Source organism: Arthrobacter glycogeni, assembly GCF_054511155.1.
The window spans coordinates 179,690-194,747 of record NZ_JBTNDE010000004.1 but is presented as its reverse complement, the minus strand read 5'-3'; the positions used below and the strand labels follow the sequence as shown (position 1 = coordinate 194,747).

Below are 15,058 nucleotides of genomic sequence, written 5' to 3'. Positions count from 1 at the left end.
GGCAACTTGTGAAGTGTGGGTTTAGTCTGTCCTTATGGATATAAGTCAGCTGAAGCTGTTGCGCGAGTTGGGGGAGCGGGGCAGTCTTGCCGCGGTGGCGCGGGCGTCTCATGTTTCAGCGTCCGCCGTGTCGCAGCAGTTGAGTGCTTTGCAGCGTGGTGTGGGTGTCGCTTTGACGGAGCGCCGCGGCCGGAATCTTGTTCTCACTGGTGCGGGGCAGGCGCTTGCGAGGGCAGTGCTCGATGTTGGTGTGGCGATGAGTTCTGCGGAGCAGGCGGTCAGTGAGTACATGCAAGATCCCGGTGGAGTGGTGAGCATCTGTGCTTTCAACAGTGCGGGATTGACCTATTTTGGACCGCTCCTCATGTCGATGCTGGGGGAGAATCGACCGAGCGTGGCCTGTCATGATCGGGATGTGGGTCAGGATGGTTTTCCTGCGCTGACGGCCGACTTCGATCTGGTGATCGCTCATCGTCTTGAGCACACCGCACCCTGGCCTGCAGCGGTCACAGAGCTGCCCCTGGTGCGTGAACCCTTGGATGTCGCCATGTCCGTTCGGCATCGTCTTGCCGATCAATCCATGGTCAGTGTTATGGATCTGGCGGATGAGGAATGGATTTCGGTTCCGGATGGATTCCCCTTGGTCCCAGCGTTGGAAAGCATCGCTGTGCACGCGCGCAAACCCTTACGGATCACGCACCGCATCAACGAATTCTTTATCGCCGCCGCAATCGTCGCAGCCGGCCCTGCCGTGGCGTTGATGCCTCGTTACACCGCCGCGCCGCGCCCTGAGAGCGGAATAGTTCTCAAACCGCTCAGCGATCTACATCTCGCCAGGCGCGTGGACATCCTTTGCCGACCCGAAGCCCTGCACCGGACCGCTGTCCAAAAGGTCGTTACCGTCCTGCAAGAAAACGCAGCCACCCCACGCTAAAGCGAACGAGGACGAACAATGTCGCGGTGAGCAATCCATTCTTGCTTCACTGTTGTCAGTCGTATATGACACACGCCCTGACTGATCCGCCACGGAAATCCCCGTCAGGATATACCCCAGAGATTCAAGGATCGTCCGCTACCCCTTTCTTTGATGGGATGGCGGGACAAGATGTCCCGGGGAAAGCACAGCGCCATCGGAAATATTTCGTTCGAGTCCGGCCATCACGGGCTGCAACCAAAGTGGAGGCCCCATTGAGAGCAAGTGGCACCGTGTTCGGGCGGTAGCAACGACTGGTCATTCCCGAACAAGTAAATGTCCGATGCAGCGTGACAGCTGGTGTGACCCGAAGCGTTTACCGTGTGACCGAGGGAAAATCGTCGCGGGACCGGAAATTTTCCCGGTCCTGCGATATGGGTTCCGCCTTTGTGCGGTTTTCCGGCTAGATCGTCACGGATTCTGGGAGATGGCGGTGGCTGGCGACCTGCTCGAAACCGTATCCGACTTGGAACAGCGTGCGCTCATCGTAGGGGCGTGCCAGGATTTCCATACCCACGGGTAGCCCGGTCTCGGTGAGTCCGGCGGGGATGGTCATCGATGGCATCCACGTCTGAGACCCGATTAGAGTGTTGGTCGGGAAGTTCAATGTTGTCCACTGCGAGGAGTCACATTCTTCTCGCGTAGGTGGTACCACCTGAACGGTTGGGTATACCAGCGCGAGAAGATTGTTCGCTCCCATCAGGTTCACGACTGCCTTCATGTATGCCTCGCGGGCTAAATACGCCGCGTAGAACGAGAGGTCGGAGAAGGGGTCGTCCGGGCCTTCGCTGAGAGCCTCGAGGAGATCAAGCTTAGGGTGGTAGCGCTTAGACTCGATGATTTCCGCCACGGAGTGCATTGGGGCATCTGGAATCCCTGCGAGGAACTTGTCGATGTCGAATTTGGATTTGATCGTGTACATCGATGTTCGTGCGTTCCAGTCCTGCAGGTCGGGAATTTCAATGTCCACGAGAATCGCACCCGCTGCAGCTAGCTGCGTCAACGCGGTTTGCATAACCTCGTTCACCGGGGCAGCATACTTGTCGTCGTCTGACCCGAAGGCGTTTCGAACGACGCCGATGTGTGCACCGACGATCGCGTCCGGAACCAGCGCTGAAAGGTATGATTCCTCGGCCGGAGCAATCTCGGCGGCGTAGGTCAGTTCGTCTTCAGGGTCGAATCCGGTGATGACGTCGAAGACGCGGGCAACGTCGGCGACACTCCGCCCCATCGGCCCGATTGTGTCCTGCACGCTGACGAGCGGGTTGCACCCTTTGCGACTGATGAGTCCTGGAGTTGAACGAATGCCGACGAGGTTGCAGAAGGACGCAGGTACGCGGACCGATCCGCCACAGTCGGTGCCCAGCCCGATTGTCGCGAGGGCCGCTGCGATTGATGCTCCGGTGCCGGCGGAGGAGCCACCTGGGTCGCGGCTGAGATCGTAGGGGTTCTTCGTGAGGCCGCTTCGCGAGGAATAGGTGAACCATGATGTTGCCCAGTCAGGAAGCGTGGTCTTGCCCAGGATGATCGCGCCGGCTTCGCGCAATTTGCGGATGACGGTGGCATCTTCGTTGGGCCGGTAGTCAGCGAAGATCTCGGATCCGAATGAGGTTGGCATATCTGCCGTTTCGAGGCAGTCCTTCACGAGGATGGGGATTCCGTGCAGCGGGCCGAGACTGTCTGGGTTGGTTGCTCGCTGCTCATCGCGTTCGGCGGCCTGATCGCGGGCATCCGCGGCGAGCGTCACGATCGAGTTCAACTTCGGACCGGCCATATCGAATCGTCGGATCCGATCCAGGTAGAAGTCGATGAGTTGCACTGCGGTAAGCCGTCCGGCACGCATGGCGGCCTGTAGCTCGGCGATGCTGGCAGTTTCAATCCTGAGGTCGAGCTTGCTGGCGGCAATCTCCATGAGTGTCTCCCTTGACGATCCGAATGACTGGAACCCAATGTCGAACATTGGAAGTATCGCATAACGGTGTGCTCACGAAAAGACATTCGATGGAGAATATTTTGAATGCCTTTGTGCCGATCCCGCATGAACGTCGAGACGCATTTGTGTCACTTCCGGATGTGGAGAGGCCGCGCATCCCGTATCGTTGACTGGTGGTTACACGACGTGAAGCAGCTCAAATCCTTGATATTCCGCTTGAAATGGCACACCGTCATGGGATCCCTGCCAGACTGTCAGACGCCGAGTTGTCTGAGCTTTTGGACAGTCCCCCGGTCTGGCTCGTCCAGTCCAAGGAGAACCGCACAAGCAAGCGGCCTGTCTGGGTCCAGCTGACCTGCGTAGTCTGTCGTTTCTCTGAAGCCGTCCGGCCGAAGAAATGGTGGCCGCCGTTCACATTTGTCTGCTGCGCCCACCATGCCCTTGCTGAGATCCCGCCGGTGATGCCGAGCATGGTTCGGAGCGAGTACGAGGGAATTGGCAGCCGGTTCGTCGGGATCGTTGATGTGGAAGTGCCTGTTTCCTGACTTTCGTCGCCCCGTCCTGATCCGCTGCGCAAGGTCAGAGCCTGCAAGCCGAGCGCCGAGCCGACCACCGCAGAAGGCGGGAAGGTGACCCATGCGCGAACGTACCAACGGGCGCATCCGCTTTCCGAGATAGCCAACTCACTCGCCGCCGCCCGACTACAGATCCTCCGGGTCGATGAGGACAGAAGACTTCCGTAAAAGTTCTCCCCTCGTACGGTAGGGACCAAGACCTGTGTAAGCGACCGCACCGCGTCGGGGATGAAGCGAAGCTCCCCCGCCGCACCCGGGAGGTCGATCGGGAGGTCACGCGGGAGGTCCCTCGTCATCACGTGACGGTCACCGACAACCAGCGTCGCTGAAGGCTTCGGTGAGCCCCGAAACACCACCAACAGCGCTGTCCTGGGCGAAGGAAAACGGGTTGAGGGCGCCAATGCGGGCGGGGCTTTGGTGATGACGACGGACGGGACCAAAGGCACTGTTACTCAACCTGACACCCAACGATGATGGGAGCTGGAGAAGGATCAGATTTCGCTGTGGGATCGATGTCGGAGGGAAATGTCAATGATGTACTGGAACGGGAACATGGGGGAGTGGGGATACGTCCTGATGGGAGTGAGTTTCCTGCTGTTCTGGGGTGCTGTCATTACCGGCCTTGTTCTGCTGTGGCGTTCTACTGGCAATCTTGGACCGCGAAGCGGTCAGCCCAGTTCTTTGCGGATGGCAGAAGATCTATTGGCCGAGCGGTTCGCTCGCGGTGAGATCGACGAAACGGAATATCGCAGTCGGGTGGCAGTGCTAGCAAGTCGCGGTGGGTCTAAACCGCCCGCTACTGGCTAAGGGTCGGCCCTCTGGTTTCTCCCGCCCCCACCCGGTGACCACCGAGGATGAAAGCTTCAGCCGCCTCCTCGAAGACGGCTTCCTCCAAGACCGCCTCCTTGACGTATACCCCTAGGGGGTATACCTTATGAGTACCGGAGCGGGAAGTCCGAGCCCATGAATGGGCCGCTTACTCCTTGAAGGTCCCTTGATGCGGCTGCAGGCAACGTGAGTGACACGCGGATGGCTGCACCCGCTGATTTTCGAATGACCATCCCTCTCGTTTTGGAGACCATCATGTGCGGCACTATTTCCGATCTGACCCTGACTGATACATCATCCGGATGCGCCTGCTGCGCCCCGCAGGACAGCGAACCCACATCGGTTCCCGCAGCGGACAGCATCAGCGCTAGCTACGACGTCGCTGGCTTGACCTGCGGTTCGTGCGCGTCCCGGGTTACCTCCGCTGTCGAGGTAATTGAAGGGGTCACCGACGTCGAGATCGACCTCGTTTCAGGCGGAACCTCCACGGTCACCGTCCTCAGTAACGAGCCGGTTCCCGCCGCATTCGTACGCGCCGCGGTCGAACAGGCCGGGTATCGCCTCTCTAACGCCTGATTTTTTCTCAGGCCCGGGACACGATCCCGTTTGACTGAAGGAGAAAACACCATGAAAGACCAGACCCACACAAATGACGGTGCGCACGGCCACGAGACGCCGACGCGAGAGCCCGCCCCTGTGCTGGATGCCGATCGCCGCGAAGACCATGGTCACCAAACCCAACCGGGGGATGCGGACCACGAGGTGAATTCTCACGGCGAGCATGCGGGGCACTCCACCGCAATGTTCAAGAATAGATTTTGGTTGAGCCTGCTCCTGGCCGCCCCAGTGGTGCTGTTCAGTCACATGTTCGCCATGATCGTCGGCTACACGCCACCGGATTTCCCTGGTGCGATGTGGATTCCACCGATCCTGGGCACCATTATCTTCGTCTACGGGGGTGCACCATTCCTCAAAGGTGGGGTGGCTGAACTGAAGTCCCGGCAGCCCGGAATGATGTTGCTGATCGCGATGGCCATTAGCGTCGCGTTTATCGCGTCCTGGGTGACCACCCTGGGGATCGGGAATTTCAACCTGGACTTCTGGTGGGAACTGGCGCTGCTGGTTGTCATCATGCTGCTGGGGCATTGGATGGAAATGCGCGCCCTCGGCTCCGCAGCCGGTGCCCTCGACGCGTTGGCCGCGCTCCTGCCGGATGAGGCAGACAAAGTCACCGATGCGGGAACCGAAACCGTCGCCGTGAGCTCCCTGGCCATTGACGACGTCGTCCTGGTCCGGTCGGGCGCCCGGGTGCCAGCAGATGGAGAGATCGTCGACGGGGTAGCAGAGTTCGATGAGGCGATGATCACCGGCGAATCCCGCACCGTCCAACGCACCGTCGGAGACGCCGTGGTAGCGGGAACGGTAGCAACCGATAACGCGGTGCGGGTGCGGGTGACCGCCGTCGGGGCCGACACCACTCTTGCCGGAATTCAGCGCCTGGTCGCCGAGGCGCAGGCCTCGTCGTCGAAAGCCCAGGCCCTCGCCGACCGGGCGGCAGCACTGCTATTTTACTTCGCCCTCATCTCCGGCATCATCACCTTCATCGCATGGATCCTGCTGGGCAGCCCCGATGATGCGGTCATTCGCACCGTCACCGTCCTTGTCATCGCCTGCCCGCACGCCCTTGGGCTCGCCATCCCACTCGTGATCGCCATTTCGACGGAGCGCGCGGCAAAGGCTGGTGTGCTGATCAAAGACAGGATGGCGCTCGAGCGCATGCGTACCATCGACATGGTGTTGTTCGACAAGACCGGAACTCTCACCGAAGGTCGACACGCCGTCACCGCCACCGTCACCTCTGGAGGAATGACTGACGGTGAAATGTTGGCTTTGGCCGCTGCGGCCGAGTCCGACAGCGAGCATCCGGTGGCACGGGCGATCGTCCAGGCGGCCGGACACAATCACAAATCGACGGCGTTCGGTTATCGTGGCAGCGGCTTTTCCTCAATGACAGGGCGCGGTGTCCGGGCGTCGGTCAACGGGTCCGAGATCACCGTTGGTGGGCCGAATATGCTCAAGGAACTGCAGCTGGAAACGCCGTCAGACATGATTGCTGCCGTCCAGGAATGGGTCGGCCGCGGCGCATCTGTGCTGCATGTGGTCCGCGACGACGCCGTCATCGGTGCCGTTCGGCTTGAGGACAGAGTGAGGGATGAGTCCCGTGCCGCTGTCAAAGCGCTGCAGGCCCGGGGTGTCAAGGTCGCCATGATCACCGGTGACGCACGCCAGGTCGCGGACGCCGTCGGGATGGAACTCGGCATTGACGAAGTCTTCGCCGATGTACTGCCCCAGGACAAGGATTCCAAGGTCGCCGAACTACAGTCCCGTGGCTTGAAGGTAGCGATGGTCGGCGACGGCGTGAATGACGCCCCCGCGTTGGCGCGAGCCGAAGTGGGGATCGCGATTGGGGCCGGTACCGACGTCGCAATGGAATCGGCCGGCGTCGTGCTGGCGGGCAATGATCCACGATCGGTGTTGGCGATGATCGACTTGTCCAGGGCCAGTTACCGCAAGATGATCCAGAACCTGGTGTGGGCCACGGGATACAACCTGCTTGCCGTCCCGCTGGCCGCCGGCGTGTTGGCCTTCGCCGGTTTCGTGCTCTCGCCCGCGGCGGGAGCAGTATTGATGAGTGTCTCGACCATCGTCGTCGCCTTGAACGCGCAACTGCTGCGCAGGATCGACCTGAGCCCCGAACGCTTCACCACCGACCCGGCTGTGTGAGATGACCCGTGGCAGCTTCGTCCTGATTGGAGGAAGAGGCAAGTCATTCACTAGGCTGGAAACAATCAACGGAATTGAAAGGAAACGGCGGTGACAGGCACATTTGGGCTGAGGACAGTGTTCGCACTGTCGAGAACAGCCGTAACCTTTCTGGGTTTTGTCGCCATCATCGTCGGAATCCTCGCAATGCACGTGTGGATGGGCGGTCACGGCGCGTCAACGCACGGCGCTCCGGCGCAGGGCGCCTCAGCACATGGTGCTGCGCTCCCGGCCAGTTCCACGACATCGAATCCCGGATTCCCGACGTCGGTCAGCGGTGAGAACCGGGTCCCGGCGAACAACGCTCACGCCGCTTACCCGGATGGACCTGCCGGCACCGGCGAAATGGGCGAGGGCTGCGGGGGGTCGTGCGGGAACGACGGCGGTGTGCTGGGGATGTGCCTCCTGGCGGTCATCGTCGTCGCAGTGCTGGCGTTCCTGTTACGTTCCGGCCGGCTCGTGCCCGGGTCGGTGCTGCTCCGTGGGCCGCCGCTCATCCGGTTGCGGACCCTATCAATCCCTGCTCCTTCACTGATTCAACTCTGTATCAGCCGGACGTAAGACACCGGCGCCTGCTTTTTGGGTATGCCGAGCGCAATGGCTCTCTCACCAAGGCAGCATCCTGCCCACCAAGGGTACTACTACAGACTATTCATCAGATGAATTCAGAAGGATCAGATCACCATGAAGCGTTACCTCTCCCTCTCAGCATTGAGCGTCGCGGCCGTCATCACCCTGGCGGGCTGCGGAAGCAACAACGACCCGGCCAGCCCGGCGGCCGAGCCAACGACCTCCACTCAGCAATCAGCACCCTCAACCGAATCAGGCGCTGAGGTATCGGCCGAGCACAACGACGTGGATGCGATGTTCGCCCAGCTGATGATTCCCCACCACAAGCAGGCGGTGGAAATGAGCGACATGATGCTGACCAAGGACAACATCAGCCCCAGTGTCATCGACCTCGCCACCAGGATCAAGGCTGCGCAAGACCCCGAGATCGAAACCATGTCGAGCTGGCTCGAAGCCTGGGATCGCCCGGTCATGCCCGAAGGAGGCATGGAGGGCCACGACATGGGGTCTACGGGTGGCATGGACGGAATGATGGACGAGGATCAGATGGCTGACCTAGAAGCGGCCGAAGGCGGCGAAGCGGCCCGGATGTTCCTGGAATCCATGACCGCACACCACAACGGGGCGGTGGACATGGCGCAGGAAGAAATCGACAACGGCGAGAACCCTGAAGCGATCGCCCTCGCTGAGACGATCGTGGAAACCCAGCAAGCCGAAATTCAGGAAATGGAAGAACTGCTCGCGGAACTCTAACCGAAGATTAGTTCGCGAAGGGAAGGGCCAGGCATCTGGCCCTTCCCACCCTCTCCCCACTTTTTCTGTCACAACAAAGGATTGCCACTGTGCCTCGCCCCCAACCCCCCGTCCCACGCCTGCAACGAGGTGCCAAAACGGCCGTTCTCACCGTTGGCCTTCTGGTGCTCACTGCATGCTCTACGCAAGTCTCACCGAGCTCGAACAGTAGTAAGTCCTCTGAGTCCGTCGACGCTGACTCCGCCGACGCCGACGCGCAGGGTTATCCCGCCGGTCACATCCATGGGATGAGCGTGGACCCGGACACGAACCGGGTTCTGTTGGCCACCCACGACGGACTGTTTGACGTCTCAGAGTCGCCAGCAATCCAGATCGGGCCGACCATCGACCTGATGGGTTTCACCCCAGCAGGGAACGGCGAATTGTACGCATCGGGTCATCCCGGCCCGGGAACCGACCTACCGAACCCGGTGGGCCTGATCCGATCCACAGACCAGGGCCAGACCTGGCAGCCGCTATCCAGGCAGGGCGAGTCTGACTTCCACGCCCTCGCCGCCACCGACGGTGGAATAGTCGGATTCGATGGGCAGCTCCGGATCAGCGCCGACGGTACCTCCTGGGAAGCCGCGGATGAACAGATACCCGCCTTCAACCTCGCCGCGACGTCCCGGGACAGCGTTGTGTTGGCAACCACCGAGGAAGGCCTGCAACGCTCGACCGACGACGGCGAAACCTGGGCCGCCGTTCCGAGCGCACCCTTGCTGATGCTCACCGCACTCTCCGGAGGAAAGGCTGCCGGAGTCACAGTCGAAGGCCAGATCCACACCAGTAGTGACGCTGGTCTGACCTGGGTCCCACAGGGGGCAGTTCGCGGCGAGGCGTCCGCGATCGCAACCCACGTACTTGACGACTCCACGTTGCGAATCTGGGTCGCGACCGAAGACGGTGTCCAGGTCTCCAATGACAACGGTCAGACCTTCGGGGACATCAGATCAAACCACCAGCAATAATCTGGTCTAGGGTTCGCCAATGCCCACAGGCCGTTACCCTAATGTGACTTAAATACTAGCGTGGGGTATTCTCTTACGAGTGATCCCGGCACCCCGCCGAGATCACATTCCCGCGCAGAATGCCGAGCCCTGCCGCTGCTCCGGGAGCCGTTCGCACAATCCAGATGGCAGGGACGGGGGAACCACGTTTCCACCGGGCCACCGCACGCGGTGACCCTCGGGGTTAAGCCGATCCGACTGTCCAGTGCAGAACCTGCATCGTACGCGAATGCGGGACAGCACACGGGTGGCGGACGGCCGGGTGACTCCCATCCGAACCCGACAGCTCACCCCGCAGGCATGGGAGAGGCAAAACACCATGTCACGTACATCCATTCCGGCACGCCACCGCGCCATCACCACCCACTCCATTGCCCTCGAGGGCCTGACTCAGGCCGCGAAGACCAACGCCGTCGCACTGGGCAAGCCAGCCATCATCGCAGCCGCGACCGGCAGCCTCGTCTTCTCCGTCGGAGCCACCGCCCACGCCGGAACCTATACTCAGGACGCCGCAACTACCGCGCAGGCAGCAACCGTTTCGGCACCAGCAGCTGGCGCGGATGCTTATACGGTCGTCGCCGGCGACACACTAGGGGCGATCGCAGCACGGCACGGGATCAACCTTGAGAACCTCCTGGCGCAGAACGGGCTGTCGTACGCCTCGGTCATCTTCCCAGGGCAGCAGATCCAGCTCACTGGCGGCGGAAGCGCTGCCGCCGTCGTTCCAGACGCCGTTCCTGCTGCGGCCGCCGCCCAGGCATTCACGCCAGCACCGGTTGCTCCAGCGCCATTGGCTCCGGCACCGGCCGCACCAGCAATGATGAGCCTGGCTTCCGGTTCCATTACCCCAATCGCACCTGAAAGCTCTTCGGTTTCCGCCAGCGGCGTCGGCGGAGCGCTGGTCGCTTCGGCTTACGGGCAGCTCGGTTCCATCCAGGACTGCACGATTCTCGTCGAGCGTGCACTGCGCTCCATCGGCTTGAACGTCGGCGACCTCGGACCCCTGCAGTTCGATCAGTACGGAACCCGGGTCTCAACTCCAGCGCCCGGTGACCTCGTTGTCCGTCCCGGTCACATCGGTATCTACGTCGGGAACGGCAACGTCATCAGCAGCGGCATGAACGGCTCGAACCTCACCATCGAGCACCCGCTGTCCGACCTCGCCGGCTCATACTTTGTGCGAGTCAACGGCTAGCTCCGAAGCCTCTACGGAACATTGCCGTAAAACTTGATGGGAAGTGGCGGGTGTCCTGAACGGAGGACGCCTGCCACTTTTGCGTTCCTCCAGCAACCAGGAGCCCGCATGCAGGACCGTGCTTGCCCAGAACCGGGACCGGGTCGTCCTCGCTTGCCCATGGCTGGCTGATAGTTACCGGTGAGTCGGACAGGACAGTCACGTTCCAAGCCTCATCATCGCCTATTGCTCTGGGCTGGCACGAATAGCGGTCTAGCTGCCACACCAACATCTCGGCTGTGCATGGCTTTTTCCCACCTAAGTCAAACTCGGATCATTCCGGTCTGCGTCGCCAGGCCCGAGTTGTCACGACATTTTTCGATCGAAGGCTCCGTAGATATGCGAGAGTGAACCGGTGGAAGGAATGCGACAGGAAGACGACCGCCAGTGCAGTTTCCGGGCGTCGATTAAACATGCCCGGTTCACTGACCCTGATGGGCTATTCAACGCAGCAAACGACCTGCAAAAGATCTCGAAGGCAGAAGCGGTCGAGGTGCTGTACCTGCTCGCCATCGACGCCGGCGTGACTGACGCCCTGCTAAATTACGGCACGTTCCTTTGGGACGAAGGCAAACTCGGGCCGGCCATCGCGCCGCTCAAAAAAGCCTACGAAGCAAACGATCCCCACGTTGCGCCGACGCTGGGCCAGATCTACCTGGAACTAGACGACGCCGAGAATGCAATTCTTTGGTTCCAGCGAGCCGGCGACCATCCGACGGTTCCGGTACGCCTGGCCCGCGCCTATCGGGCCCAAGGGAACCAGCGAAGTGCCCTGAAGGTTCTAATCGAAGCCAAAGACAACAATGCCGAAGCCGCGGTTGAACTAGTGCTCGACGGCGAACTCAGCGGGCACGCAGCAGTCGCCCTCCTGCAACACCATGCAGCTAGGGGCAGCGTCGACGTCCTCATTCCCCTGGCGAATCTATACGGTGAGATGGGCCGCACCTCCGAGGAAATTGCGGTGCTCCGCCAGGCCGTCGGTGCAGGGGAACCGAATGCAGCCCACAACCTCGGACTGGCGCTATGGCATTCCGGATACCGGCAGGAAGGGAGAGCGCTCCTGAAGACCGCTGCGCACAACGGTGACCGACTGGCCCGTCGAGCGCTGGAACGATTACGACGAAAGCACCCCAGAAAGTAGGCTCCGCCCATGTAGGGGGTTCATGGGTACAAGCTTTGGCCTGACCCTCAACCTGGGGAGATCGGCGGACGGATACCCAACGGGTGGAACCTGTCAGCGACATTGCTCGAGGCCGACTATGAACCCGAATCAGACCGCCGCGATCCGCAGTGACCCCACCAGCAATGACATATTTCGCAACGCGAACGTTCGGCCCATCGGTTCGCGGCGTAACGTTGAAGCGGATACGGACTTCGGTTTCCAAAATTCGCACCAAAGGACTATAAGAACTTGTCACTCGAATCATTGCCCGTCCTGGACTACTCGCGGCTGAGCGCAGGCCAGGAGGACGCGTCGCAATTCCGGGACGACCTGCGCAACGCAATGCATGACGTCGGATTCCTCTACTTGGCTGGCCACGGAATCCCGCAGGACCTGGTTGACGCCATGCTTACCACTTCCCGCCGCTTCTTCGAACTCCCGGAGGAAGAAAAACTGCAGCTCGAAAACGTCCACAGTCCCCAGTTCCGGGGCTACACCCGAATGGGCGGTGAACTGACCGATCGGGCGGTCGACTGGCGTGAGCAAATCGATATCGGCGTCGAGCGCGATGCCGTGAAGCCGGGTGCAGGTGTTGCTGACTACTGGCGGTTGGAAGGGCCCAATTTGTGGCCTGCGGAACTGCCCGGGATGCGAGAGGTTGTCGCTGAATGGACACAGCACCTGAGTACCATCTCTCTCGACCTTTTGCGGGCCCTTGCCGTGTCCCTTGGCGCCCCCGAGGATAGCTTCGATGAAGCCTTTGGTTCCAGGGCGTTCCCGATGCTCAAAATTGTGCGCTACCCGGGGGAATCCGGCAGCGAGCCCAAACAAGGCGTGGGGTCCCATCGCGACGGCGGCGTGCTGACGCTGCTGCTGGTGGAACCGGGGAAGGGTGGCCTTCAGGTGGACTACCAGGGGAAGTGGATCGACGTCCCTGACGTTCCGGGAACATTCGTTGTGAACATCGGGGAGATGCTCGAGCTGGCCACCAACGGCTACCTCAAGGCAACACTGCACCGTGTTATTTCACCGGGCGCCCGCACCGACAGGATCTCTCTGCCCTTCTTCTATAATCCAGCGCTTGACGCCACCATGCCCGCGCTGCAAATGAGCGCGGAGTTTCACGCTGAAGCCCAGGGACTATCGGTCGACCCGACCAATAGCCCAATCCTTGAGACCTACGGGGACAACGCCCTCCGCTACCGGTTGCGGGCCCACCCCAACGTTGCCGCACTTCACCATGCAGACCTCATTTCGCGCAACGAGCAGCAGTAGGCCTGTCCGTTCGCGTTCCCCAGTGCAACGGTCCGGAGCGAGCGACGGCGTTCAACGGATGAGTGCCTCTTCCTCGGTTAGCTGATCGTCTTCCACGTTGGCGTCTCTGAACCTTGAGAAGAGCAGCACAAGGGCCGAAAGCACCATGATTCCGGCGGCGACCCAAAGGGCGCTGGAGGTGTTTGTGTAAGTGGCAATTGCACCACCGAGGGGAGCACCAAGGACGATCATCCCTCGGTTGATCGAGCGTCGGGTAGCGCTCATTCGTGCCATGAGCCCGTCCGGCGTCACTGCCTGCCAGTACCCCATTTCCAAAGGGCCCTCGACGCCCATGGACAGCCAGAAAAGGAATTGTCCTCCAGCGGCGATGGCAAATGCCGCCCAGAGGGCCGCAGGCCACTCGGTAGGCGAGCCGTACACTCGATCATCCAACGCGCCGTTAGCCATCACGGCAGCGACCACGGGGGCAAGGGCAATCAAAGCGAGCGCTACCGGCTGAACCAGCCGCGCGGCAATTATCGTTTTGCCGGTACCCCACCGCTCTCCGGTGCGGATCGAGATAAGAGTCCCCACCACGGAGCCGATTCCGGCGCCGCTAAGCACCAGACCTAGTCCAAGCGCACCGAGCCTCAGATCGTTCAGGACCAGTGCCGGAAGAACCGCGCCCATCATGGCGGAACCGATAAACCATGCGTGGCTGGACCACGCCAACGGTCTCAGTCGTGGGTGGCGGTAGATCCACCGCAAACCCTCGCCCATCTTGCGCCGCAGGGAACCGTCCGTGCGCACGGGTGGCATGGTGGTAGCCGCATGTTTGAGGGAAAGCAGGACGACGCCGGAAAGAAAGTGGGTTACCGCGCCCACCAGCAAAGCGAGGGGTGCCGTCATCACGGCGACGAGACCACCGGCTACCGCACTACCCGTGGTCTGAGCTATGGTGTCGCTTTGCTGGAGACGGGCATTGGCCCATGTGAGCTGCGGTCGCGGAACGAGTTGTGGCAGGAAGGATTGATGGGCGGCGTCGCTTATTAGCGCCAATGTTCCAAAAGCGAACATCAGGATCATCACCACGGGGACATTCAGGAAACCCAGGACTCCGAGGACACAGAAGGTCGCCAGGACCAGGCCGCGCCCGAAGTCACCGGTGATGAGGACTGCGCGACGCCGGAACCGATCCACCCAGATTCCGGCGAGCAATCCAAAAAGTAGGTAGGGTGCCCAGCGGGCAGCATTGACCAATCCGTGGTCAAAGGCTGAGCCATTCAGGGACACGAGGACGAGGACGGATAGAGCCACCGTGGTGATGTACGCCCCGAAATCTGACACCGTCGATGCGGCCCAGAATCGGACAAAAGCTGGGTTGTGGCGGAGTTTCATGGATCAGGACAGGGGAGCGGGCGGAATCAGCACGAAGTTGCCCACGTGCGCCTTTTCGAGGAACTCCCGTTGGGCGTCCGCGAGCTGGTCGAGCGGGAAGACCTTCGCGAGGAGAGGCCGAATCTCGCCGCGCTCAATGTAGGAGATCACATCAGGGAACACCGCGTCGTCCCAGGCCGTGCACCCGATGAGGGTGAGGTCCTTAGGATAGATGGTGCGCATATCCAGCTCGACGACGGGCCCGCCGATGGCGCCCGACGACACGTACGTCCCTCCCCTCCGAAGGAGGCTGAGCATCGCTGGAAAGCCGGGGCCCGCAACGTTGTCGATCACGACGTCGACACTTTCCGCGCCCAACACGCCGAGCGGATGGTCCCGCCCGACGACTTTGTCGGCGCCAAGGACCCGGACCCGGGTCTGTTTCGTGTCGCTCGCGATGCCGATCACGTAGGCTCCGCGTCTCTTGGCAAGTTCACGGCCGATCCGACACCGCCCGAGGCGCCCTC

At 61.3% G+C, this 15,058-nt stretch carries 13 protein-coding genes and 1 riboswitch; of the genes, 10 read left to right on the top strand and 3 right to left on the bottom strand.

The window, feature by feature from the left end; genetic code table 11:
* Positions 1-34 precede the first annotated feature (34 nt).
* Positions 35-934 carry a LysR family transcriptional regulator gene (locus ACX80O_RS04590; protein WP_459332687.1) on the top strand — a complete coding sequence of 300 codons (900 nt, stop codon included), beginning with the start codon at positions 35-37 and terminating at the stop codon, positions 932-934.
* Between the two features lie 442 nt (positions 935-1,376).
* Here the strand turns inward: ACX80O_RS04590 and ACX80O_RS04585 are convergent, their stop codons facing one another.
* On the bottom strand, positions 1,377-2,885 hold the full coding sequence (locus ACX80O_RS04585; protein WP_459332686.1) for an amidase: 1,509 nt from the start codon (positions 2,883-2,885) through the stop codon (positions 1,377-1,379).
* A gap of 194 nt (positions 2,886-3,079) precedes the next feature.
* On the opposite strand from ACX80O_RS04585, the gene ACX80O_RS04580 reads away from it, so the two are divergent.
* The 9 genes from ACX80O_RS04580 to ACX80O_RS04540 all read left to right on the top strand — a co-directional run bounded on the left by ACX80O_RS04580 (position 3,080) and on the right by ACX80O_RS04540 (position 13,175).
* Complete coding sequence (locus ACX80O_RS04580; protein ID WP_459332685.1) at positions 3,080-3,451, top strand: hypothetical protein; 372 nt, start codon at positions 3,080-3,082, stop codon at positions 3,449-3,451.
* Positions 3,452-4,534: 1,083 nt separating this feature from the next.
* Positions 4,535-4,885 (top strand): heavy-metal-associated domain-containing protein, encoded by a 351-nt coding sequence (locus tag ACX80O_RS04575; protein WP_459332684.1) that lies wholly within the window; start codon positions 4,535-4,537, stop codon positions 4,883-4,885.
* A 51-nt stretch (positions 4,886-4,936) separates the two neighbouring features.
* Complete coding sequence (locus tag ACX80O_RS04570; protein WP_459332683.1) at positions 4,937-7,093, top strand: copper-translocating P-type ATPase; 2,157 nt, start codon at positions 4,937-4,939, stop codon at positions 7,091-7,093.
* A gap of 90 nt (positions 7,094-7,183) precedes the next feature.
* Positions 7,184-7,693 (top strand): hypothetical protein, encoded by a 510-nt coding sequence (locus ACX80O_RS04565; protein WP_459332682.1) that lies wholly within the window; start codon positions 7,184-7,186, stop codon positions 7,691-7,693.
* 123 nt (positions 7,694-7,816) lie between these two features.
* Entirely contained in the window at positions 7,817-8,455 is a 639-nt protein-coding gene (locus ACX80O_RS04560; protein WP_459332681.1) for a DUF305 domain-containing protein, read from the top strand.
* 89 nt (positions 8,456-8,544) lie between these two features.
* Positions 8,545-9,465 carry a F510_1955 family glycosylhydrolase gene (locus tag ACX80O_RS04555; protein ID WP_459332680.1) on the top strand — a complete coding sequence of 307 codons (921 nt, stop codon included), beginning with the start codon at positions 8,545-8,547 and terminating at the stop codon, positions 9,463-9,465.
* A gap of 142 nt (positions 9,466-9,607) precedes the next feature.
* Positions 9,608-9,820: riboswitch (cyclic di-AMP (ydaO/yuaA leader) on the top strand.
* Positions 9,821-9,823: 3 nt separating this feature from the next.
* Positions 9,824-10,699, top strand: coding sequence for a LysM peptidoglycan-binding domain-containing protein (locus tag ACX80O_RS04550; RefSeq protein WP_459307416.1), 876 nt, complete (start codon positions 9,824-9,826; stop codon positions 10,697-10,699).
* A gap of 403 nt (positions 10,700-11,102) precedes the next feature.
* Positions 11,103-11,879: a tetratricopeptide repeat protein gene (locus tag ACX80O_RS04545; RefSeq protein ID WP_459332679.1), complete on the top strand. Its 777-nt coding sequence runs from the start codon at positions 11,103-11,105 to the stop codon at positions 11,877-11,879.
* Between the two features lie 270 nt (positions 11,880-12,149).
* Complete coding sequence (locus tag ACX80O_RS04540) at positions 12,150-13,175, top strand: isopenicillin N synthase family dioxygenase (protein WP_459332678.1); 1,026 nt, start codon at positions 12,150-12,152, stop codon at positions 13,173-13,175.
* 51 nt (positions 13,176-13,226) lie between these two features.
* Here ACX80O_RS04540 and ACX80O_RS04535 read toward each other — a convergent pair whose 3' ends face one another.
* Entirely contained in the window at positions 13,227-14,552 is a 1,326-nt protein-coding gene (locus ACX80O_RS04535; RefSeq protein ID WP_459332677.1) for an MFS transporter, read from the bottom strand.
* A gap of 3 nt (positions 14,553-14,555) precedes the next feature.
* Positions 14,556-15,035, bottom strand: a complete 480-nt coding sequence (locus tag ACX80O_RS04530; RefSeq protein WP_459332701.1) for a zinc-binding dehydrogenase — start codon at positions 15,033-15,035, stop codon at positions 14,556-14,558.
* Positions 15,036-15,058 lie beyond the last annotated feature (23 nt).